21 protein-coding genes are annotated in these 22,686 nt (G+C 65.5%); 9 read left to right on the forward strand and 12 right to left on the reverse strand.

The features are described from left to right. Window positions 1–49: 49 nt before the first annotated feature. A complete protein-coding gene (locus tag QX051_RS00320) occupies window positions 50–889 on the forward strand; it encodes an SH3 domain-containing protein (protein WP_409998049.1) in 840 nt (279 codons plus the stop codon). A gap of 230 nt (window positions 890–1,119) precedes the next feature. Continuing rightward, window positions 1,120–1,554 carry a Rieske (2Fe-2S) protein gene (locus tag QX051_RS00325; protein ID WP_315712272.1) on the forward strand — a complete coding sequence of 145 codons (435 nt, stop codon included), beginning with the start codon at window positions 1,120–1,122 and terminating at the stop codon, window positions 1,552–1,554. A gap of 27 nt (window positions 1,555–1,581) precedes the next feature. Here the strand turns inward: QX051_RS00325 and QX051_RS00330 are convergent, their stop codons facing one another. The 6 genes from QX051_RS00330 to QX051_RS00355 all read right to left on the reverse strand — a co-directional run bounded on the left by QX051_RS00330 (window position 1,582) and on the right by QX051_RS00355 (window position 4,710). Next, window positions 1,582–1,812, reverse strand: a complete 231-nt coding sequence (locus QX051_RS00330; RefSeq protein ID WP_315755665.1) for a zinc ribbon domain-containing protein — start codon at window positions 1,810–1,812, stop codon at window positions 1,582–1,584. A gap of 228 nt (window positions 1,813–2,040) precedes the next feature. Beyond that, window positions 2,041–2,256 (reverse strand): hypothetical protein, encoded by a 216-nt coding sequence (locus QX051_RS00335; RefSeq protein ID WP_315741157.1) that lies wholly within the window; start codon window positions 2,254–2,256, stop codon window positions 2,041–2,043. 467 nt (window positions 2,257–2,723) lie between these two features. Further along, entirely contained in the window at window positions 2,724–2,915 is a 192-nt protein-coding gene (locus QX051_RS00340) for a hypothetical protein (protein ID WP_315741158.1), read from the reverse strand. A gap of 63 nt (window positions 2,916–2,978) precedes the next feature. Continuing rightward, complete coding sequence (locus tag QX051_RS00345; RefSeq protein WP_315741159.1) at window positions 2,979–3,329, reverse strand: zinc ribbon domain-containing protein YjdM; 351 nt, start codon at window positions 3,327–3,329, stop codon at window positions 2,979–2,981. Between the two features lie 133 nt (window positions 3,330–3,462). Beyond that, window positions 3,463–3,747 (reverse strand): DUF2312 domain-containing protein, encoded by a 285-nt coding sequence (locus tag QX051_RS00350; RefSeq protein ID WP_315774600.1) that lies wholly within the window; start codon window positions 3,745–3,747, stop codon window positions 3,463–3,465. Between the two features lie 147 nt (window positions 3,748–3,894). Then, complete coding sequence (locus QX051_RS00355) at window positions 3,895–4,710, reverse strand: transglycosylase SLT domain-containing protein (RefSeq protein ID WP_409998050.1); 816 nt, start codon at window positions 4,708–4,710, stop codon at window positions 3,895–3,897. A 128-nt stretch (window positions 4,711–4,838) separates the two neighbouring features. Here QX051_RS00355 and QX051_RS00360 point away from each other — a divergent pair, with 128 nt between their 5' ends. Further along, the gene (locus tag QX051_RS00360) at window positions 4,839–6,908 is read left to right on the forward strand and encodes a methyl-accepting chemotaxis protein (protein ID WP_315774602.1); all 2,070 of its coding nucleotides are present in this window, start codon (window positions 4,839–4,841) and stop codon (window positions 6,906–6,908) included. A gap of 921 nt (window positions 6,909–7,829) precedes the next feature. Then, the gene (locus QX051_RS00365; RefSeq protein ID WP_315774603.1) at window positions 7,830–8,042 is read left to right on the forward strand and encodes a DUF2171 domain-containing protein; all 213 of its coding nucleotides are present in this window, start codon (window positions 7,830–7,832) and stop codon (window positions 8,040–8,042) included. Window positions 8,043–8,239: 197 nt separating this feature from the next. On the opposite strand, the gene QX051_RS00370 is transcribed toward QX051_RS00365, so the two are convergent. Beyond that, the gene (locus QX051_RS00370) at window positions 8,240–8,551 is read right to left on the reverse strand and encodes a helix-turn-helix domain-containing protein (protein ID WP_315737741.1); all 312 of its coding nucleotides are present in this window, start codon (window positions 8,549–8,551) and stop codon (window positions 8,240–8,242) included. A gap of 90 nt (window positions 8,552–8,641) precedes the next feature. Between QX051_RS00370 and QX051_RS00375 the strand changes: the two genes are divergently transcribed. After that, entirely contained in the window at window positions 8,642–9,394 is a 753-nt protein-coding gene (locus tag QX051_RS00375; RefSeq protein ID WP_315774604.1) for a glucose 1-dehydrogenase, read from the forward strand. Window positions 9,395–9,808: 414 nt separating this feature from the next. Next, a complete protein-coding gene (locus QX051_RS00380; RefSeq protein ID WP_315774605.1) occupies window positions 9,809–11,350 on the forward strand; it encodes a hypothetical protein in 1,542 nt (513 codons plus the stop codon). A 451-nt stretch (window positions 11,351–11,801) separates the two neighbouring features. Here the strand turns inward: QX051_RS00380 and QX051_RS00385 are convergent, their stop codons facing one another. Together QX051_RS00385 and QX051_RS00390 are read right to left on the reverse strand one after the other, a co-directional pair. Next, the gene (locus QX051_RS00385; protein WP_315774606.1) at window positions 11,802–12,056 is read right to left on the reverse strand and encodes a hypothetical protein; all 255 of its coding nucleotides are present in this window, start codon (window positions 12,054–12,056) and stop codon (window positions 11,802–11,804) included. Window positions 12,057–12,162: 106 nt separating this feature from the next. Continuing rightward, entirely contained in the window at window positions 12,163–12,426 is a 264-nt protein-coding gene (locus QX051_RS00390) for a hypothetical protein (RefSeq protein WP_315774607.1), read from the reverse strand. Between the two features lie 140 nt (window positions 12,427–12,566). On the opposite strand from QX051_RS00390, the gene QX051_RS00395 reads away from it, so the two are divergent. After that, a complete protein-coding gene (locus QX051_RS00395) occupies window positions 12,567–13,061 on the forward strand; it encodes a protein-tyrosine phosphatase family protein (protein ID WP_315774609.1) in 495 nt (164 codons plus the stop codon). Between the two features lie 152 nt (window positions 13,062–13,213). Further along, a complete protein-coding gene (locus tag QX051_RS00400; protein ID WP_315774610.1) occupies window positions 13,214–13,342 on the forward strand; it encodes a hypothetical protein in 129 nt (42 codons plus the stop codon). Window positions 13,343–13,519: 177 nt separating this feature from the next. Here QX051_RS00400 and QX051_RS00405 read toward each other — a convergent pair whose 3' ends face one another. Continuing rightward, the gene (locus tag QX051_RS00405) at window positions 13,520–14,746 is read right to left on the reverse strand and encodes a pentapeptide repeat-containing protein (protein ID WP_315774611.1); all 1,227 of its coding nucleotides are present in this window, start codon (window positions 14,744–14,746) and stop codon (window positions 13,520–13,522) included. A 108-nt stretch (window positions 14,747–14,854) separates the two neighbouring features. Beyond that, complete coding sequence (locus tag QX051_RS00410; protein ID WP_315774612.1) at window positions 14,855–18,628, reverse strand: vitamin B12-dependent ribonucleotide reductase; 3,774 nt, start codon at window positions 18,626–18,628, stop codon at window positions 14,855–14,857. An 831-nt stretch (window positions 18,629–19,459) separates the two neighbouring features. On the opposite strand from QX051_RS00410, the gene QX051_RS00415 reads away from it, so the two are divergent. Then, window positions 19,460–20,353: a DMT family transporter gene (locus QX051_RS00415; RefSeq protein WP_315774613.1), complete on the forward strand. Its 894-nt coding sequence runs from the start codon at window positions 19,460–19,462 to the stop codon at window positions 20,351–20,353. On the opposite strand, the gene QX051_RS00420 is transcribed toward QX051_RS00415, so the two are convergent. Further along, complete coding sequence (locus tag QX051_RS00420; protein WP_315774614.1) at window positions 20,316–22,601, reverse strand: CHASE3 domain-containing protein; 2,286 nt, start codon at window positions 22,599–22,601, stop codon at window positions 20,316–20,318. The genes QX051_RS00415 and QX051_RS00420 overlap by 38 nt on opposite strands. Window positions 22,602–22,686 lie beyond the last annotated feature (85 nt).

Here is a 22,686-nt window from a genome sequence, read left to right on the forward strand (position 1 = left end):
AGTCTCGCGCCCGAGCTCGCTCCGGCAAACAGACAGGAGGGTGTCCGTGGTGAAACTCAGAACGTGTCTCGTTGCTGCGCTGTTGATTGCCACGCCCGCCTCGCTGGCGGTGGCTGCCCCGGGCCTGGTGCGCACCGCGGCCACCATGCGCGCAGGACCTGGCTCGGGTTTTCCCATCGTCGAGCGTATTCCGGCCGGGGCCCGGATCACCATCCATGGCTGCATTCAAGGCGGCGCGTGGTGCGATGTCAGCTTCGGAGGCGAACGCGGCTGGGTCGCGGCGCGGACGCTCGCCTATCTGTACCGTGAGCAGTACGTCTACCTGCCCGAATATGTCGAGTACGTGCCGACTGTCGGCTTCACGCTGACCACCTATTGGAGCAGCTTCTATTTCGGACGGCCCTGGTATCATCGGCACGCGTTCTGGAACCGCTACTGGCATCGCCATCCGCCGGTCATGGCGCAAAATCCGCCTCAGCCTGGCATGACCCCGGGAATGCCGGGTCGTGGTCCCGGCGGAACGATCCAGCCTGGCGCCGGAGCGGGCGCGGTCGCCGGCACAGGCCAACAATCCGGACCGCCTCTGGGCATGCAGGGTCGTGTGCCACCTGCCACTGCCGCCGGCCCCGCCGCACCTCCAGCCGTGGCTGGTGCTCCCGCTCGAGCTGGAACACCACCGATGGTGCAGCCTCTGATGAGCCGGAGCGGCGGTGCGCCGCAGAGCGCCCGCGCGCAGATGGGCGGCATGCGCATGGTCGGGACTTCGCCGCAAATCGGCTTGGCGCATATCGGGGGCGGCCCCGCCATGGGTGCTGCGCGTGTCGGCGTCAGCGGCCCTCGCGGCGGCGGCGGGCGTTCCGGTCCGGGCGGTGGTTTCCGCCGGCACTGAGTCTTCAGCGTTGGCGTGGTGTCCGGATCGTGAAGGTGGCGTGCCGGCCGGCGCTGGCGACGGCGGGCGCTGAAATTTCCCGGCATCGGCCGCCTCGGCATGCCACCGGCCTGAGGCCCGCGATCTGCCTGTCGGGCACTCCTGGCTGGCATGCTGCTTGCTGCGAGCATCTTCAGCGCGCCTGCGATGTCGCGGATGCGCCAAACGCCGGGCGAGGCGAAAAGAGGCGGATGATGAGCACGCTGTTTGCGATCTGCGCGACCTATGAGGTGGACGATGGCGCGGCGCGGGGCTTCGTTCTCCAGCGCCGCGAGCCCGATGGCAGCGCCAAGCCCTGGCCGATCCTGGTCACGCGCAAGGGCAACAATTTCTACGGCTTCGAGAATGCCTGCCCACATCAGGGCGCTCGCCTCGACAAGCATCCTGGCGAGTTCATGGACGAGGAAGGCAATTTCCTCGTCTGTGGCGAGCATGGCGCGCAGTTCGACCTCGATACCGGACAATGCTTCATCGGGCCCTGCCAGGGCCGGACGCTGTCTCCGGTCGAGCTCGTGATCGATGACGGTGACATCTGCCTCTCCGGGATCGATCTGGATGAGGAGGACGGCCTCGACATCGACGATCCCGAGGATGACGTGCCCGAGGTGCAGATCACATCGGACTGAGGCTGAGGGCCGGCCGCCGCTGCCGGGTTAGCGTTTCTTCCGTTCGGCGCGGCTGTAGTTGCTGAAATGCCCCTCGCGCGCTGCCTGGCTGCGCGCGGCCTTGATCAGGCCGGGGCTGCGCGCTGGCGGCGCCGGCAGCGAGGGCAGGCGGGTCAGCTTGCGACTGCCACAGGTCGGACAGACCGGCCTTTCAGAAATCCCGATCAGCAACTCGAAATCCTCTGCGCAAGCTGCGCAATGGAAGCTGTAGAACGGCATGACGTCATCCCCCATTGTCGCGAGGGGCATTGCACGAAGCGGGCCAGCGTCATTGCGGGTCGAATCGCCGATTCCGGGCTCGTTGGCACGCGAACGGCAGCATTCTCTTTGCTGCGCGTGTCCCGAATGCGACGCGGCTGGGGTCGAACATTCGACAGCAGCGCAGAGGTCCTGCGCCCGGCCGGCCGGTCCCGGATACCCGGGCGCCGGCCGGACGGGCAAAGCGGATCAGGCGTTGGTCTTCGGCACGTACTTACCGGCGACACACTTGTAACTCTGCAGACGCCACTCGTGATAGGGACCCTTGGACATCCAGTCTGCGATTCCGATCTGCGCGCTGACGGCGCAGGATGTCATCGTGATGCCGGACATCTCGCTGTTGGTGACGACCTTCTCCATGCAGAGCTGGCCGTTGCATAGCATTGCGACGAGAGTGACGAGCACGTTGATTCTGCCTCCATAGAGTGGGACCCGGTCAGGATCGAGAAAGCAGGGTTCATGCCAAGTTATGAATCTGGGCCGTGCTCCTACGGAACGGATTGCTACGGGTGTCACTTCATGGCTACAGAAGCGTGATGGATTCACTGCTTGGATCACGCCGCGTTCGGCAACGGACCCGCGCGGGCTGGCCGATGAATTCGGGATTTGCTTGTGTGCGGTGCCTTCGGCCTGATGGTCGAGGCTGGCCCGGGTCTGCCGTGCCAAACAACAGGCACCGCCTGCGCAGTCCTGCGGCGCTCGCGGCTATTGGACGGCCGGGTCCCTTGGTGAACGCCGGGGCCGAACACGTAGACTTGCGCGACCAATATCCGATGCCCAGGACACGAGAATCAGTCGGAAGCCCGTCTCATTTGGCGGGCTGATATCAACGCCTTGATGCAGATGCCAGGGCCCTTCGGTCGTCCGTGGCGTCAGGCCTCGTTCAATCCGGCACCTCGATCGGTCAGGATCTTCTGCCCCTTCGCCGTCAGCTCGTAGATGTCGCCGTCCTTGGCGACATAGCCTTCGCGGATCAGTCCATCGAGCTCGTCGTGCCGGTCGGGCGAGAAGGCGATCGCCTGGCCGATATCCGAAAGCGTCGCGATCTGGTCGTCCGTCAGCATGGCCATCCTCCCGTTGTTGATCCGAACGCCATAGCGTCGCGAATGTTCCGGGAGCACTCGGAACTACGCCTTGCGCACGAACTCCGACTTCAGGTTCATCTGGCCGATGCCATCGATCTTGCAGGCGATGTTGTGGCCGTCGCTCGCTTCTTGCAGGCGGATGTTGCGCACCTTGGTGCCGCCCTTCACCACCGAGGACGATCCCTTCACTTTCAGGTCCTTGATGACGATGACGCTGTCACCGTCGGCCAGAACGTTGCCGTTGGCGTCGCGGATGCTGGCATCGTCGCTGGACGCTGCCGCGACCGCGGCGTCGCCGCTCCATTCATGGCCGCATTCCGGACAGACCCATAGCGCGCCGTCCTGATAGGCGTGCTCGGAGCGGCATTGCGGGCAGGTCATTGCGTCGGTCATCTCATCCTCGGGCGCGGGCAGGAGTGTAGCGCAGCGTTAGAGGCTCGGACGGAACCGGGCAAGAAAAATCCCCGGGGGAGGGCAGCGCGCGGCACAGATCGGCAGCGCGCCGCCATCGTCGGTCGGCAGCGTGTCACGCCGCCTTGCGCTCGGAGGTTTTGCTGGCCGGCGCGGTCTCGGCCGCTTCCATCGCCCGGAGGTAGGTATCGAGCAGCGTCTCGTGCTCGTCCCGCTCGTCCTGGTCCTGCTTCCTGAGCTTGATGATCTCCTTCAGGATCTTGACGTCGAAGCCTTCGCCCTTGGCCTCGGCGAACACTTCTTTCTTCTGCTCGTTCAGTTCCGCCAATTCGCCATCGAGGTGCTCGATCCGCTCGATGAAGGACCGGATGCGCGCGCCGGGAATGCCGATCTCTGACATGGTGACTCCTGTACTAATGGGAGGGAGAAAATGCGCGGCAGTTCGTTGCCAATGTCTTAACGCGCGCGCCTTGCACACACCCGCAAATCCGACGTGCTTAACGCGGAACCGGGCGGGCTGCCGATGTTGCCGAGCGGGCGCCATGCGCTAACTTCGCTCCGCTGCCGAGAGCTTCTGAAACTGCTTCTTCATCGCATTGACGCGGCCGAGATAGCCGGCGACCGAATGGTCGCCGCAGCGCTCGCCATCCGCCGGCTTGAAGCCGCGGCGCACGAATCCGGCCGCCGGCCCGGCGCCGCACAGATGAATGACGGCCGCGAGATCCTGCCGCTGCTGCGCGGTCGGCTTGCCGGAGGGCTGCCGTGCGAGCGCGGCGGCGACTTGGCGGTCGAGCGAGATCACCGTGAGCGCCACCGCGTGCGCCGGCCAGGCGCGAACGTACAGGCTCGGCGAGCCGCAGCCGTCGCTGACCACCTCGTGATCCCGAATGCAGAACCGTGCGGCGTCGGCAAAGGCGCCGTCGGTCATCTGGAACAGGCCGACGGCGCTGGAAGCCGGCTGATAGAGCGCAAACGGATTCCACGCGAACCGCCAGCGCCAGTAGGTGCGCGCCACCGGATTGCCCGAGCTCTCGGTCTGCGCCAAGGCGGCGAGCAGCTCCGGCGTGATCGATCGCGTCGCGCTCTCACGGAACAGCGCGCCATATTGACGCCAGGTCTTCTCCGGCTCCTTGTCGAGCGAATGACCCGTCACCACGAACAGCTCGGTCGGCTTGCGCATGACATGATAGGCCAGATTGACCAGCGCGAAGGTCACGAGCAGCACCAAGGCGCCGCAGGTGATCTTGATCCACCGCGGCGCCGCGCCCACCGTCCGGCCCAGCCACTGCGCACCACGCCCTGCGATTCGCTTCGCATCGCGCCGCAGCGCGCGCCAACGGCTGCCGCGTTGCGGCTTGCGCATTTTTTGTTGTCGTGGAGCAGGGGGATTCGGCAACTGATTACCTCGGTCGCCGGTGTGCCGGTCCATGGTTAAGGAAGAATTTGTGCAATGGCGTCATCCTGCCACTTTCCGGTGTGGGGCGGTGCGTGATGAGGAAATCGGTCAGTACTCTGCTGATGGTGCTGCTGTCGGTGCTGGCGGCGGGCATCCTGGTGTCCACGGCGATCCTGATGAGCGGTGCCGCGGGCCGCTATCGCGAGAGCGTCGCGACCGAGCAACTGACCGCGGCCGACAAGGCGATCTTCCAGAACGTCCTCGTCATGCGTGCCCACCGCGGCGACATCCAGAGCGTGCTGCTGAGCGAGGACGATCCGCGCGCCAAGCTCACCGAATATCAGGGCATCGAGGCCAAGGGCTATGACGGCATCGTCACAGCGCTCGCCGGCGTCGACATGGCCGAGCGCGACGACCTCATGGCCGGGTTGAAATCGAGCTGGGACGCCACGGTTCCGCAGTTCAAGCTGCTGTTCGACGAGGCCGCGAAGCCGCGCGCCGAGCGCGTGCTGGCGCGTACGCAGGCCTGGTATGAGGCAATGACCAAGACGCTGGACGTCGCCAACGCCGCCTCGCTCGCCGTCTCCAACCGCGCCTGGATGACCGATCCGGCGATCGCCAAGATGGTGCAGGCGCGGCGGCTGGCCTGGCAGGTCCGCGACCGCTACGGCCTGCAATGCTCGGCGCTGCGTCCCAACATCAACGCCTCCAAGCCGCTCGACGACACCCAGAAGGGTGGGATCGCGCAGTGGCGCGGCACCGTCGCCGCCGGCTGGTCCGGGCTCGACGACCTCCTGGCGGGGGGCGGCAGCACCGCGCTCGCCGGCGCCGTGAAGACCTCGCGCGCCGAGGTCGAGGCCGCGCATCAGCGCATGGACCAGCTCGCCAAGGGGTTTGACGGCAGCGGCAAGCCGGCGATGCCGGCGCCGGAATGGAACGCGTTCTGCCAAGGCCCGTTCGCCGGCATCATCGCGATCGGCATGACCGCGCTCGACGGCTCGATCGCCCGCGCCGAGGAGATCAAGACCGCAGCGCTGAGCAGCCTGATCGTACAGTCGCTCGCCTTCATCGCCGCGCTCGTGGTGGCCGGCCTGGCGCTGCGCGCGGTGCGCGTCCGCCTGATGCGCCCGGTCGGCATCCTGATGCAGGCGATCCAGCGCATCGGCCAGCGCGACTACCAGACGCCGGTGCCGCAGTTCGCTCATGCCGACGAGTTCGGCGCCATGGCTGCCGCCCTCGAGGGCTTGCGCGAGAGCGCCGCCACCGCCGAGCAGCTGTCGCGCGAGCGCGAGCTCGACCAGGGCCGCCGGCTGGAGCGCTCGCAGGCGATCGACAGCGCCTGCAAGAGCTTCGACGACACCGTGCAGGCGGTCATCGTCAGCATGGGCAACTCGACCGGCCAGCTCGATTCCAGCGCCGGCGACGTCCGCAAGCTGGTCGATGAGTCCACCGAGCAGACGGCCGCGGTCGCCAGCGCCGCGGAGACCGCGACCACCAATCTCGAGACCATCGCCGCCGCCACCGAGGAGCTGACCGCGTCGGTCTCCGAGATCGCGGCGCAGGTGCAGGCCTCCGCGGCCGATGCGCGCCAGGCGGTGGAGAAGGCGGCGCAGACCAACGCCACCGTCGAGATGCTCGACCGCGCCGCCAACCGCATCGGCGAGGTGGTCAAGATGATCACCGCGATCGCCGCGCAGACCAACCTGCTGGCGCTCAACGCGACCATCGAGGCCGCGCGCGCCGGCGATGCCGGCCGCGGCTTCGCTGTCGTCGCCGGCGAGGTCAAGAATCTCGCGGCGCAGACGGCGACCGCGACCGACGACATCACCCGGCAGATCGCCGAGATCCAGGCCGCCACCGGCGAGTCGGTCGAGGCGATCCACGCCATCAGCCACAACATCTCCAGCATCGACGAGAAGATGACGGCGATCGCCGCGGCGGTCGAAGAGCAGCGCGCCGCCACCACCGAGATCTCGCGCAACTTCCAGCACGCCGCGCAGGGCACCCGCGCCGTGACCGACACGATCGGCTCGGTCGCAGCGCTCAACCGCCAGACCGGCAATGCGGGCGCGGCAATGGTCGACTCCGTCCGCCGCATGTCGACGGATGCCGATCGTTTCCGCGTGGCGGTCGAGGGCTTCCTCGGGACCGTGCGCAAGGCTTGAAGCGGCGCCTGCATCGCGGCGGCGACGCTGCCTTGCGTCGTCGTCAGGACATGCGCTGAAACGTTGTCAAACAGCCCCGTGAGCGGATGAGTTCGGCGCACGATATGCGCTGACGATCCCGCGACGCAGATTGCGCCCGAGTCTTGCTCTTTGTTTGCCCTCCGAAGCAGAGAGGGCGCGGGGAATGCCGGGCGCTGGCCGCACCCATGGCCCGCCTGCGAAAGAAATGCAGGCGGCAGGAACCACAGGTTCAGCCGAGACATCCCAGCATTCCCCGCGCGATGGTTTTCACGCTTATGTCGCGATCTCCTCGGTGTCCGGCTTTTTAGCCACCGTCGCCCTCGGGATCATCAGCCCCTCGGACTTGGCGCCAGCATCGGGGCGCCAGGACCACGCGTCTTCGCGTCCGCAAGCGTGCCGTTCGTCGGCGGGCATCAAGCCCGCTGCGGCACACTCACAGCCACCGCATCTCCGGCCCACGTCTCGTGACGATCGCGATGCGCCCCTCTCGGCGGGCCGGGATGGGCGTAGACAATCATGATTTTTGAAAAAGCGAAAGTGATTTATTTTTCACCGAAGGACTGGACAGGCCAAATCAGCTTGAGACCAAGCACGAATTGGCTGGTGACGCGCACGGGTCTCTCCCGGCGTCATTGCGCTCGCGATGACGGCAGATGAGGCGGTCGGGTGGGCAAAGGCGCCCGGCTGGACATTGTCTGACGGCATGTTTCGCGCGCCGCGCCCACCGTTCGCATCCGCCGGTACCGATGGTGGGCACGCGCCGCCTCGCGGAGTCGCTTTGCCCACCCTACGACAGCGTCTGCGTGGAGATACGTTCCGGAACACTTCCCCGAGCCACAGGTTGAAAATGCTTCCACATCGGACACGGAGCCCTTCATCATGTAGGACATCAAGGAACACATGGAAGTCATCGGCGCCGACGGCGTGCATGTCGGCACCGTCGACCACGTCGAAGGCAATCGCATCAAGCTGACCAGGAAGGACAGCGGCGAGGGCAGCCACAAGGGGCATCATCACTTCATCGACAAGGGCCTCGTCGCCGACGTCGAGGGCGACAAGGTGCGGCTGTCCGCCGTCGGCGCCGTCGCGGTGACGATGGAGGAGGAGAAGTAGGACGCGTCCACTTCTGTCTGCGTCGCTGCGCTCGCAATGACGATGAGTGACAACCGTAGGGTGGGCAAAGCGGCGCCGTCGGGCGGCGCGTGCCCACCATCAAGGCGGGCGGGTGCGGCCGGTGGGCACGGCGCGGAATACATCATGTCCCATATCAACGTGAGGGGCGCGCCTTTGCCCACCCTACGTTTCTACGCCTACTCCGCGTAGCCGACGATCGTCTTCAACAATTTCGGGAACCTTGCGTTGAGGTCGGCCTCGCGCACGACGTTGCGGTGCTCGACGCCCTTTTTCGTGGTCTGGATCAGGCCGGCCTCGCGCAGGATCCGGAAATGGTTCGAGAGCGTCGATTTGGCCATGTCGGGGCAGGGCGCGGCCGCGGAGCAGGACATGCAGTCGTTCTGCTGCATCAGGCTCTTGACGATGCGCAGCCGCATCGGGTCGGCGAGCGCCGAGAGCACGCCGGCCAACGTGATGTCCTCCCGCGACGGATGAAACAATGGCGCCATGAAAAAACATATAGCGACGGCCTTGCGCCCGTTCAATAGTTCACTAGTTCTGAACTATTGAACGGAGCGCCGCGGCGCAAGGAGAGCAGGATGAGCAGGAGATTCGAAGGCAAGGTGGCGCTGGTGACCGGCGCATCCAAGGGGATCGGCGCGGAGATCGCCGCCAGACTTGCCGCGGAAGGCGCCGCGGTCGCCGTCAACTACAGTTCCAGCCGCGAGGGCGCCGACCGCGTCGTCGCCGCGATCACCGGCAAGGGCGGCAAGGCGGTGGCCGTGCACGGCAATCTCGCCAATCCCGGTGACGTCAAGACCGTCGTCGCCGAGACCGTCAAGGCGCTGGGCCCGATCGACATCCTCGTCAACAATGCCGGCGTCTACGACTTCGCGCCGCTCGACGGCATCACGCCGGAGCACTTCCACCGACAGTTCGACGTCAACGTGCTCGGCCTGCTCCTGGTGTCGCAGGAGGCCGCGCGGCATTTCAATCCGGCCGGCGGCAGCATCGTCAACATCTCCTCCGGCGTGTCGACCCTGACGCCGCCGAACACCGCCGTCTACACCGCGACCAAGGCCGCCGTCGACGCCATCTCCTCGGTGCTGTCGAAGGAGCTGGCGCCGCGCAAGATCCGCGTCAACACCGTCAATCCCGGCATGATCGTGACCGAGGGCGTCGTCGCCGCCGGCCTGCACGAGGGCGACATGCGCAACTGGATCGAAACGACCACGCCGCTCGCCCGTGTCGGCAAGGCCGAGGAGATCGCCGCCGCGGTGGCGTTCTTTGCCTCGGATGATGCGTCCTACGTCACCGGCGAGACGCTGCACGTCACCGGCGGTTTACGCTGAGCGTCACGTCGCTCCGCTCGTAACAACGGCCGGCGAACCGTAGGGTGGGCAAAGCGCCGCCGCAAGGCGGCGCGTGCCCACCATCGGCGCCGGCGGGTGTGGGCGGTGGGCACGGCGCGTGAGAGATCGGGCACACCAACGTCGTGCGGGGCGCGCCTTTGCCCACCCTACGCGCCGGAAACCGGCTCTGGCGAATAGGCCGTCATTGCCTCCGCCAGTGCGGTCGAAGACGAATGGCGACAACAACTATAGATTGATTATATATTTGATATCGTATCAAATTGGGCTCGCCGAATCCGTGATGCGCGCATCGCGGACAAGATCGGCGTTTCAACCTCCGGCCGGCCGGACGATGGCGTTTTGCCATCTATTCACCTCCCCGCCTGCTGCATTTCGGATGACCAAGGAGTTTCCATGCGCATTGGCATTGCACTTTCGACCCTCTCCGTCGTCGTGGGAGCGGCGGTTCTCGGCTGGGGGCTGACCGCGCCGCGCACCGCGCACGCGTTCCTGGAGGACATCTGCGTCCCGCGCGTGAAGGGCGGTCTGAGGAATTGTCTCGCGCCGGCCAGCGCGTGTCGCAATCCGGCAGAAGCGCTGAACCGGGGCTGCCTGCTCGAGGCGGTGCAGTTCGCCGTCATCCCGCCCGGCCGCAGCATGGTTCATGCCGACTCCACCTATTTCATCGCCCAGGCGCTCGGCTATCGCGCCGACGTGGCCTATTGGATCGCCGCCTACAACGAGAACTCCGACTACGCGCAATATGCGCCGATCGACCAGTGCGGCGGGCAGGCGACATCGACCAATTCGGGCGCCAGCTACATCACCGCCAAGTTCAACGGCTTCCAGCGCACCAACAACACCACCGACGGGCCGCTCTATCATTATCTCCTGAACTTCTCGCCGAACGGGCAGGGCACCGACGTGCACGGCGCCAGCGGCGTGCAGGCGGTGTATCCGTTCCACTATCCGCCGCCCGGCTATCCCGTGACCATCGACAGCGTCTATCAGGGCACGCTGTACGATCTCCGGCAATGGGCCATGAAGGGCGACGAGGCCCCGGGTCTGCTGTGCACCGCCGGATTCACGACGCCGAACGGGTCATCGAACTTCAGCGGCCCGCAATGTCTGGCAAACGTGCCGATCAGCGGCAACGTGCCGCTGCTGGAGAACTACGCGATCGGGCCGGCCATCAACATCACCTCGGGACCGAAGGTGCTCGACAACAGCAACGGCGTCGTCGACTACACCCAGCTCAAGTCCTGGCTGGACGACAAGAGCCGGACTACCGGCGTGCTGTTCGACGACCCCAGGAAGCCGCCGGTGCCGGTGCAGATCGCCCGGATCGGGCTCTATCTGCACTCCTTGCAGGATGCCTCGTCGCACGGCACCTTTTGCGGCGACGACGCGCCGTCGCCGCCGGGCGGCTCGGACGTCGGCAGCTACATGACCATGAGTTCCGGCAGCGTGAAGCTCGCGTTCGGCACCTATTGCGCCACCGGCCCGCATCTGGCGAGCCATGTCCAGGAGACCGGCACGGGTGACGCCAGCCTGCCGCTGCGCGACTATGTAGCGCTGAACAACACGCTCGACGAACTGATCCTGTTCGGCAACAACGTTGCCAAGCCGCGCGGCTGGATCGTCAACCCCAGCCTGCTGCCGCCGAACGTCGTCGGGGCTAAGAGCGCCGCCGGCGACAGCGCCGCCGATTTGAAGTCGCGCCTCGTCGGCCGCATCGTGCAGGGCCAGCAATGGTCCCGCGCCGAGGTCTACGCGTCCGGCGTCGTGACGCTGCCGCTGCAGCGCACCGACGCGCAGGACCGGCTGAACACCATGAACGCTGCGCTCGGCGCCTATTCTAAGCGGCTCTTGGCCACCAACTCCAAGCTGACCCCGCTGCGGCCGATGCCGGGGAATTCGTTCGACCCGAACGAAAAGTCGGTGTGCTTCCGCTAAGTAGCCCGGATGAGCGAAGCGATATCCGGGGTCTCATGCGCAGGTCGTGCGGTCCCGGATGTCGCTTCGCTCATCCGGGCTACGCGCGCTGATCATCGCGGTGCGTGGAAGAAAACGCGCGGCGCCCATGAATGCGCCCTCTCCCCTTGTGGGAGAGGGCATGTCAGGAATGTCGGCAAGCTCGGTCGGGTGAGGGGTCTGCCTCCACGCGCATCGTTTGCGGAGAGATACCCCTCACCCAATCGAGTCCGTGGGCGGGGCGGAGATGCCCTCTCCCACAAGGGGAGAGGGCGCTGTATCGCTCAGCGCGACGAGTCGATGGGATGCGCAAAGCGCCGCCGTCGGCGTGCCAACAATGTCACCCGTCCGGGCGGCGGTGGGCATGACTCCGCAGCGTCGCCGGGCGGTCGAGCACGATCCGCTCATCCGCGCGCGCGGCGTGGTCGGCCGATCAGCACCATCCCTTCTTCCAGTGGCCCGGCGGACAGTGATGGCCGCGCCATCCCACCTTTCGGCCGCGACTCCAGCCGAAGGCCCGGTGACCGCCTCCGCGGCCCCAGCCATGACCATGGCCATGACCGCCTCTCACCTCGATGAGATCAGATGCGCCGCGATCGACCTGAAGGGGAGCGCGAGGCAACGCGCTGGCGGGCACGATCAGCGCGGTTGAAATCGATGTTGCAAGGATGAAGATCGCTTTGCGCATGTGACTCCTCGGATGTCTGGAAGATGAACTGAGAGGCTTACGGCTTTTCTGTGTCTTCAAGCGAAAGGGGGCCGGGAAGCGGGATCGTATCCCGTTCGCGCGCCCACTACCTCCTATGCGTGCTGGAGCCGGTGGTCGTCATGCGCTGGCCGGGAGCGCTCTCGGAATGTCCCGGGCCGGCGGCGGTGTTGCTCTGATGACCGGGCGCTTTCTTCGACGCGCCGTGCGAACTTGCGCCGGTCTCTGCGGCGAACACCGGCGAAGCGGCGAACAGAGCCGCCGTCAAAACGATTGCCATCTGCATGAACGAACCTCCTTCGTTGTTGGGTTCGTAGTAAACTGCGGCGTGTCGGCGATCGTTCCGCTGCACCGGGAAATCCTGGGGATCGTGTAGCGGACGCGGTATGATGTTCGGGGGCCTGAGAGTGCATCCGTCTCGGCAACCGCGATCCCGGATGTCGCTCTCGCTTATCCGGGTTACGAACGCTCATTCATGACAGGACCATCACCATGTCCCGCCTGCACCGAATCGACCTGCCCACCGCCGGCCGCCTCGCCATCGCGGCGCGGCCGAGGGCGGAGGACTGGCTGGCGGAGGACATCGCGGCCTGGGTGGGCGAGGGCATCGCCGTCGTCGTCAGCCTGCTAGAGCCGGCTGAGGTTCATGACCTCGGCCTTCAGCGCGAGGCCGCGCTGTGCCAGTCACACGGCATGGCCTTCGTGTCATTTCCGATCCCCGACCGTGGTCTTCCTGAGAGCCGCAGCGTAGCGTTGCAGCTCGCGCACGACCTCGCCGCGCGGCTGACGGACGGCCAGACGGTCCTGATCCATTGCCGCGCCGGCATCGGCCGCTCCGCCGTCATCGCGGCCTGCGTGATGATTCGGCTGGGCATTGATGGAGCTGAGGCCTTCGACCGGATCGCCGCCGCACGCGGCGTGCGCGTGCCGGATACGGAAGATCAGCGGGAGTGGGTGAGGACGTTCGAGCGCAAACAGATCGAGTAAAGTGCAGCGTCACCGTAACTCCCAAGCCAGTCCGCCAGGAAACCTGCCACGTCGAGACTGCTGGCTTGCCGATGAGCCGCCATGCCATTGTTCGCGAGGGAGATAAGCGCTAAACGCCGACCGATCGGACGAACCTGATCCTGGAGACCATCATGGCCAACGAAAAAGGCCCGAACATCAAGAAGAAAGCCAAGTGCAAGAATTGCGAAGGCAAGGGCTTGGTCAAGAAGGGCGACAAGGTCGTAAAATGCCAGCGCTGCCACGGAACAGGACTGCGCTAGACCAGGGCGCGGGCGCCGGCGATGATCACCGCCGATGAACAGCTCGTACAGTAAAGTGCAGTCCATCCAGCACTGTCAGCTGCGTAGGGCGCGTTAGCGAAGCGTAACGCGCCGATCCGGTCAAGCGGCGGATTACACTCCGCTAGTCCGACCTACGCCCGCTGAATTTGGAATAGACTAATCAACATTTCCGTATCCGCGGGTCAGCGAGATTACATCTCGAACGTCCTCAGAAAGAATCGTCTGGTCGTTGTAGGTGGCTTTGGCCAAAAAAGTCGCCACGCTTGCTATCTCTGTCATTTCCCAGGGCTCGGCAGTGCCTTGGGATCTTATCCGATCAACGATGTATCTAAGAATGCTGCTGAAAGCGCTTTCGAGATTTGCTCCGGAGATATCTAACGACGTCAGATTTGCTCCACAAAGGTCTGTTCTTTCGAGCTTTGTATCTCTGAAGTCTGTGTTGACGATCTGTGCTCCGCCTAGGTTGGCATGTTTGAAGCAGGAAAATCTAAACGATGTGTCCTCAAGGTTCGCGTTCCTAAGGACGGATCGGTCAAATACACTTCTTGCGAAGCTGGATTCATTTAGTTTGGAAGCGTTGAGAAATGACCCGGTAAAGTCAGATCGGTCAAAGTTTAAGCCAGAAAGATCATATCCCACCAGATTGGTATCTCTGAAATCTAAGTTCCAAACGCCATGCTCGGCTTCTTGCCGAACTTGCAAGGAGCGCCGACCTATGATCGTGAGGGCAGCTTGGACATCGCTCCGGCGCGTAGCCTTAGGTGTTCGCGCCCCGAAAAAGAACTCCTGCCGTTCCTTATCTTCTTCTGGGAGTTCGAGAGGAGAGTTCTCTCTCACGTATGCGCACAACGTTTCAAGTATGGCTCGCCGGTCGCTTTTACTCTCGTTGAGCAGGCGCTCTAGAGAGTACAGTGCCCCGAGACGTGCTTCATAATTTGGCATGGATCGGGTTATGGATGTTCCGTCTGGCCGAATCGTCTTCAACTCTCGAATTCCGCCGAGCAGCTCTACAGACTTTGTAAAAATCCCTGTTATCTGGTTTTCGAATGCAACGTTCGCTTGCCGTGCAGCAGCGGCCGCTTGCATGTGAGCTACCCACGTTCTCCAAACGAGAAACGGTGCCCCAAAGACGCCCACGAGTGCGAAGAAGAAGTTCTTAGCGGAATCTTGATAGACGGTGCTTGGAAGCGTTAGAGCATCCCAAATCAATCGAGCTAGAAGGAATAAGCTTAGAAGAACAAGGGCGGCAAAGACTAGCATTGCGATGATCGCAATTACGCTGGCTGAGGCCCGTGCAACAGACGGCAAAGCGCGTATTGCTTTTCTGTTCAGAAAGAAATCGCTAAGCCAATCGGTTTCCGTGTCGGAGTCGACGGCGGCCATGTTGTCAAGGCTCCTGCGTTTCGTCGGCCTTGCAAAGCCGAGAGCGACCTGAAGGTCGCCCTCGATGTCGTCGATGCTTGAGCGAGCAGCACGCCGATCAGAGCGCCCTTACGAACACCCCGTCGTGCTTCCGCACGTATCGCACTTCATGCACGTGCCATTCCGCACCAGCGTGAAGTTGCCGCACTCCGAGCACATCTCGCCTTCGTAGCCCTTGGCCTTGGCTTCGGCGCGGCGTTCGGCCTTGGAGGCGACTTGCGTGTTCGCCGTGCCGGCCTTGCTCCATTGCAGCGCTTCGAGCTTCTCGGTCGGCGAGAGGTCGTGCTGCGGCTCCTGCTTCAGGGCGACGGCGCCTTCGATGGCGTCGCCGGCGCGGGCATGGGAGAGGGCGGTGACAGTCACCCCGCCCCGATCGGAAGCTGCGTTTCCGATCGACCCTCCCCCTGCAGGGGAGGGTGACGAGGAGCCGCCGCGCATCACGACGAGATTGTCGGTGCGGGAGCGGGTCAGGCCGCGCGACACGTACTTCGTGGCCTGCTGGCTCCCGTCCTCCGACGGCTTGCCTTCGTCGACGCCGCGGCCGAGCGCGTCAAAGTTGCTCTCGGAGGGGTCGACATGGGCGAGGTCGAAGCGCGACATGTAGCTGACGGCGAGCTCGCGGAACACGTAGTCGAGGATCGACGTGGCGTATTTGATGCTGTCGTTGCCCTGCACGGGACCTGCCGGCTCGAAGCGGGTGAAGGTGAAGGCGTCGACATACTCCTCCAGCGGCACGCCGTATTGGAGACCCAGCGACACCGCGATGGCGAAGTTGTTGATGAAGGAGCGCAGCGCCGCGCCCTCCTTGTGCATGTCGATGAAGATCTCGCCGAGGCGGCCGTCATCATACTCGCCGGTGCGCAGGTACACCTTGTGGCCGCCGACGACCGCCTTCTGGGTGTAGCCCTTGCGGCGATCCGGCATCTTCTCGCGCTCGCGCATCACGACGATGCGCTCGACCAGCTTCTCGACGATCTTCTCCGAAACCTGCGTGGCGCGCGCGGCCATCGGCTTCTCGTAGAAGGACTCGACCGCATCGTCCTCGTCCTCGTCGTCGGCGATGAGCTGCGAGTTGAGCGGCTGCGACAGCTTCGAGCCGTCGCGGTAGAGCGCGTTGGCCTTCAGCGCAAGCTTCCACGACAGCAGATACGCCGCCTTGCAGTCCTCGACCGTGGCGTCGTTCGGCATGTTGATGGTCTTGGAGATCGCACCCGAGATGAACGGCTGCGCCGCCGCCATCATGCGGATGTGGCTCTCGACCGAGAGATAGCGCTTGCCGATCTTGCCGCAGGGGTTGGCGCAATCGAACACCGCGTAGTGCTCCGCCTTCAGATGCGGGGCGCCCTCGACCGTCATCGCGCCGCAGATGTGCACGTTGGCGGCCTCGATCTCGCGCTTGGTGAAGCCGATCGCGGTGAGCAGGTCGAAGGTGGGGGCGGCGATCGCATCAGTGGTGACGCCGAGCTGCTTGACGATGAAGTCCTCGCCGAGCGTCCACTTGTTGAACACGAACTTGATGTCGAACGCGGTCGGCAGCGCCTTCTCGACCTTGGCGATGGCTTCGTCGGTAAAGCCCTTGGCCCTCAGGGTGGTGGCGTTGACGCCGGGGGCGTTCGACAGCGAGCCGTGGCCGACCGCATAGGCCTCGATCTCGGCGATCTCGCTCTCGCGATAGCCGAGCACGCGCAACGCCGCCGGCACGGCGCGGTTGATGATCTTGAAGTAGCCGCCGCCGGCCAGCTTCTTGAACTTCACCAGCGCGAAATCAGGCTCGATGCCGGTGGTGTCGCAATCCATCACCAGGCCGATGGTGCCGGTGGGGGCGACCACGGTGACCTGGGCGTTGCGATAGCCGTTGGTCTCGCCGAGCGTGAGCGCGTCGTCCCAGGCCTGGATGGCGTGGCTGACCAGCGAGACCTGCGGGCAGTGGGCGTGATCGAGCGGCACGGGCGCGACCGAGAGCGCCTCATAGCCGGTCGCCTCGCCGCGCGCGGCGCGGCGATGGTTCTTGATGACGCGCAGCATGTGCGCGGCGTTCTTCTTGTAGCCGGGGAAGGGGCCGAGCTCGCCGGCCATCTCGGCCGAGGTCTTATACGCAATGCCGGTCATGATCGCCGACAGCGCGCCGCACAGCGCGCGGCCTTCCTTGCTGTCGTAGGGCAGGCCCATGGTCATCAACAGGCCGCCGATATTGGCGTAGCCGAGGCCGAGCGTGCGGAACTCGTAGGACAGCTCGGCGATCGCCTTCGATGGGAACTGCGCCATCAGCACGGAGATCTCGAGCACGACCGTCCAGAGCCGGCAGAGATGCTCATAGGCGCCGACGTCGAAGTGCTTGGTCTCGGTGTTGTAGAAGGTCAGCAGGTTGGCCGAGGCCAGGTTGCAGGCGGTGTCGTCCAGGAACATGTATTCCGAGCACGGATTGGAGGCGCGGATGTCGCCGGACGCCTTGCAGGTGTGCCAGTCGTTCATCGTGGTGTTGAAGTGCAGGCCGGGGTCGGCCGAGGCCCAGGCGGCGTGGCCGATCTTCTCCCAGAGGTCGCGCGCCTTCAGCGTCTTGACGACCTTCTTGTTGGTGCGGCCGATCAGATTCCAGTCGCCGTCGGTCTCGACGGCGCGGAGGAAGTCGTCCTTCAGCGACACCGAGTTGTTGGAGTTCTGGCCGGAGACGGTCAGATACGCCTCCGAATCCCAGTCCGTGTCGTAGATCGGGAAGTCGATGTCCTTGTAGCCCTGCTTGGCGAACTGGATGACCCGCTTGATGTAGTTGTCGGGCACCAGCGCGCGGCGCGCGAGCTTGATCTCGCGGCGCAGGGCAGGGTTCTTCTCGGGATCGAAGCAGTCGTCGCCGGAGCCCTCGCAATTGACGCAGGCCTTCATCACGGCCTTGAGGTGCTTCTGGTTGATCTTGGAGCCGGTGACCAGCGCGGCGACCTTCTGCTCCTCCTTCACCTTCCAGTCGATATAGGCCTCGATGTCCGGATGGTCGGCGTCGACCACCACCATCTTGGCGGCGCGGCGGGTGGTGCCGCCCGACTTGATGGCGCCGGCGGCGCGGTCGCCGATCTTGAGGAAGCTCATCAGGCCGGACGAGCGGCCGCCGCCCGACAGCCGCTCGCCTTCGCCGCGCAGCCGCGAGAAGTTGGAGCCGGTGCCGGAGCCGTATTTGAACAGGCGCGCCTCGCGCACCCACAGGTCCATGATGCCGCCGTCATTGACGAGGTCGTCCTCGACGCCCTGGATGAAGCAGGCGTGCGGCTGCGGATGCTCGTAGGACGACTTCGACTTGGTCAGCTTGCCGGTCTTGTAGTCGACGTAATAGTGGCCCTGGCCGGGGCCGTCGATGCCGTAGGCCCAGTGCAGCCCGGTGTTGAACCATTGCGGCGAGTTCGGCGCGACCATCTGCTTGGCGAGCATGAAGCGCAGCTCGTCGTAGAACGCCACCGCGTCCTCCTCCGACGAGAAGTAGTTGCCCTTCCAGCCCCAATAGGTCCAGCAGCCGGCGAGGCGGTCGAACACCTGCTTGGCCGAGCGCTCGCTGCCGTAGCGCTCGTTCTCAGGGAGAGCAGCCAGCGCCTCGGTGTCCGGCACCGAGCGCCACAGCCAGGACGGCACGGTCTCTTCCTCGACCTTCTTCAGGCGCGCGGCGACGCCCGCCTTGCGGAAATACTTCTGCGCCAGCACGTCGGAGGCGACCTGCGACCAGAACTCGGGCACCTCGACATTCTCGAGCCGGAACACCACGGAGCCATCCGGATTCTTGATCTCGGACGTGGTCAGGCGGAAGTCGATCCCTGCATAGGGCGACTGTCCTTCGGTGGTGTTGCGCCGTTCAATCCGCATCGCGAGCCCCAATAGTTCTTGCCGGACCGCGCTTGGCGGCCGGGATCATTGCATCCAAGGGCGACGGCTGGAAGTCCCCGGACGCTGCCGGAAAATTCGTCTGCCGCCGCAGTTCAACCGGTTGCCCGGTCCGCATCTGTTCAGCCTCGAAGGCGAAGGCCTTGCGCCGTTGACCGGCGTCTCGCCCCGTCTTTCCTCGCCGGCCCGTGCAGCCCGTCCGCTGCCCGCGCCGCCGTCTCAACGCATCACGCTCTCAACGCATCACGCCCGCCATCCGGCTCCGTCGTCACCGCAGGGGAGCCCCCACATCTAGTGGGGTTCCCTTAAGGGGACACCGGCTGCCACCGTCCCAGCCTGGGACAGACGAGGCCCCGCACGCCGGGCCGACTGGCCAAAGAGCGTGATTGTCCTCGAACCCTGCTGGGAAGCGGCCGGCCAGACCCGAAACTGACTGTGCGCCGAACCGGGCCGGAAGCTAGGACGACTCCGCTTCCCACGTCAAGGACTAGTGGGGGTTCCCTAACCAAACACTAAATATGGGGGAAAGTACGGGAAAACCAGGGCGCGTGCCGGTACCGTGATGGCCGTAACTATCGGCGAGTCCTCGCGGATTCGAAACCGAAAAAATTTGCCCGGAGCGCTGTCCACAGGGCTTCGTCCCGCTGTTCACAGGGGCAGATTTATTCGCGTGCGGACGACGTGTTTCGCTTGCATCGGCGGGACTCACGGGCGCCTACGGAGCGTTCGCGGGGCTGGCATGCCCCACAATCCCTGGTGTGGCCGGAAAAACGCCGGCAAGCTCATCGTCCCACGGACGGTGCCGGTGATTCCATGACAGACAAGCCAGTGGCCAGCGGGCGGATCACGCCCGCCGGGCTGATGTTCCTCGCCATCACCTCGCTTGGCTGGGGCTTCAACTGGCCGGTCACCAAGCACCTGGTCGGCGTGCTGCCGCCCCTGACCCTGCGCGGCACCACCGGGGTGGTCGGCGCGCTGCTGTTGGCGCTGCTGGCCGTCATCCGCAGCCAGAGCCTTGACGTGCCGCGCGAGGTCTGGCCGCGGCTCATCCTGGCCGGGATGCTCAACGTCACCGCCTGGATGGTGCTGATGGGGCTGGCGCTGCTGTGGCTGCCGGCCAGCGAGGCGGCGCTGATCGCCTACACCATGCCGGTGTGGGCCTCGCTGCTGGCGTGGCCGATCCTGGGCGAGCGGCCGACGCTCTTGCGCGTGCTCGCGCTGGTGCTGGCCTTCGCGGGGCTGGCCTCGATCATGGGCAGCAACGGGCTCACCGCCAGCCGCGACAAGCTGCCGGGCATCCTGATGGTGCTCGGCGGCGCGTTCGGCTTCGCGCTCGGCACGGTCATGGCCAAGAAGCTCCCGATCAGGCTGCCGCCGCTGTCGGCGGCGGCCTGGCAGATCGGCATCGGCTGCGTGCCGATCGTGATCGTCGGATTCGTGGTCGAGCACTCCGACTGGACGAAGCTCGACCAGCTCGACTGGGCGCTGATGTTCTATTCCACCGTGATCCAGTTCTGCGTCGCCTATGTCGCGTGGTTCGCGGCGCTGTCGCGGCTGCCGGCTTCCGTCGCGGCGATCGGCACCATGGCGGTGCCGGTGATCGGTGTCTTGGCCTCCGCGATCGCGCTGCGCGAGCCGCTCGGGGCAGGGCAGGTGGCCGCGTTGGCCTTCACGCTGGCTGCGGTGGCGATGGCGACCCGCGGCTAGCGTCAGCCGCCCTGCCGTCCAGCGCCTGCCGCACCATCTGCGCGAGCTCGGCGCGGCGATAGGGCTTGGTCAGCAACAGCGCGTCCGGCACAAGCTGCCGGTTCTCGGCGATCGCCTCGTCGGTGTAGCCGGAGGTGTAGAGCACCCGGAGCGCGGGGCGCGTCGTCATCATGGTTTCGGCCAGCTGCCGGCCGCTGATGCCGCCGGGCATGATGACGTCGGTGAACAGCAGGTCGAAGGGCTGGCTCTGCGCGGCGATGGCCAGCGCCTCCGTGGCCTGCGAGGCGACGAGGGTGGTGTAGCCGAGGCCCTGCAACTGGGCGAGCACGAAGTCGCGCACCAGCGGATCGTCCTCGACCACCAGGATCGTCTCGCGGCCATGCGGCAGCGCCTGCTCGTGCTCCGGCTCGGTCTGCTGCACCGCCTGAGCCGCCGGCAGATAGAGCCGGATCGTCGTGCCGCGGTTCTGCTCGCTCTGAAGCTTGAGGTGGCCGCCGGACTGCCTGACGAAGCCATAGACCATGCTGAGGCCGAGACCGGAGCCCTTGCCGGCATCCTTGGTGGTGAAGAACGGCTCGAAGGCGCGATCCTTCACCTCCCGTGGCATGCCGCTGCCGGTGTCGCTGACCGCGACCATGACGTAGGAGCCGGGCACGATGCCGGGATTGGCGGCTGCGTCGGCCTCGTCGAGCGCGATCTTCATCGTCTCCAGGCGCAGCCTGCCGCCGTCGGGCATCGCATCGCGCGCGTTGATCGCCATGTTGACCAGCGCGTTCGCGAGCTGCGCGGAATCGACATGAGCGATGAGATCCTCGTCGGCGAGAACGGTCCTGATCTCGACCTGCTCGCCGAGGGTCGGCCGCAGCAGCTTGGCGATGTCCTCCACCGTGGCGTTGACGTCGATGTCGCGCGGACGTAGCGGCTGCTTGCGGGCGAAGGCGAGCAGATGCCGGATGAGCTCGGTGCAGCGATCGGTGGCCCTGCCGATCAGGGCCGCGAACTCGGCCGCCGCCGGCCGGTCCTGCACCGCGTCGATCAGGACCTCGATCGACCCGGTGATGATCGTCAGCATGTTGTTGAAGTCGTGCGCGACGCCGCCGGTGAGCTTGCCGATGGCATCGAGCTTCTGCGCCTGCTGCAGCAGGCGCTCGGTCTCATGCACGTCGGTGACGTCGTGATACACCAGCGCCGCGCCGCTGATCGCACCTGCGGAATTGCGCAGCGGCCGCCCGCTGACCATCAGGCGAAACTGCGGCCGGCCGTCGGTCGGCTTGACCACGACCTCGCGGCGGTCGAACGACAGCCCGCGCAAGGCGCACGCGATCGGGAGCTCCTCGTCGACGATGCGGGTGACGGCGTCGCTCTCGTAGAACTGGTTTGCGGCCAGCATCTCGACGAAGGTCTCGCCCACATTCGTTCCCAAGAAACGTCCCACCGCCTGGTTCGACAGCATGATCGTGCCTTCGGGATCGACGACGAGGACGCCCTCGGCCATGCTGTTGAAGGTGTTCGTGAGAATGGCGGAGAAGCGGCGCAGCTCGTCATAGGCGGCGGCGAGATCGCCGCGCTGCTGCACGGCCTGGGCTTCCAGCGAGGTCGCGGTCTCCTGCGACCGGGTGAGGGACGAGCGCAGCGCCCGGTCGGAAAGATGAGCGCGCCGGACGAGATAGGCCGACATCAGGAGCAGCAGCCCGACGCCGGCGAGGTCGATCGCCAGCAGCCAGGATCCGGTCCGTCGCGAGATCGTGGCACGGTCCGCCAGCAGCCGGCGCTCGTCGTCGGTGAAGGCGTCGAGCGCCTGGTTGATCGTCGTCATCGCCGCCGGACCGGCTGCGCTCGCCGCCGCCGCCTGCAGGCCGTCGCGATCGTTCGCCGCGTGACGACGGATCAACTCACCGGCAAGCTGGATGTGCCGCTGCACGATGCCGTCAATCGATCGCAGCCGCTCGCGCTGCGAGGAATTATCCCGGACGAGCCCCTGCAGGTCCGCCCAGGCTGCAGGGATAAATCCGCTCGTCTCCCGAAGCTCGGTGATGAACCGGTCGGCTCCGGACAATGCGAAGCCGCGCGAGGCCGCTTCTGCCTGCCGCAGCAGGACGCGGAGCTCGGAGGATTTCTCCAGCACCTCCATCGTGTGCTCGACCAGGGCGGTGTCGTTGCGCGCCTTGATGTCCAGCCCCGTCGACGCGGCGCCGATCGCGAGCAGAGTTCCAAGGCCGAGCCTGATGACCACGCGCCGGCGGATCATCGGTGGCTTCCAATGGCGCGGGATGCGCTCGGTCGATCAAGCAGCATCGTGACTATGACTTGCCCTATCGTGTATGGCGAATAGT

It is taken from the genome of Bradyrhizobium sp. SZCCHNR1053 (assembly GCF_032381235.1).
In the GTDB taxonomy this organism is placed as follows: Bacteria; Pseudomonadota; Alphaproteobacteria; order Rhizobiales; family Xanthobacteraceae; genus Bradyrhizobium.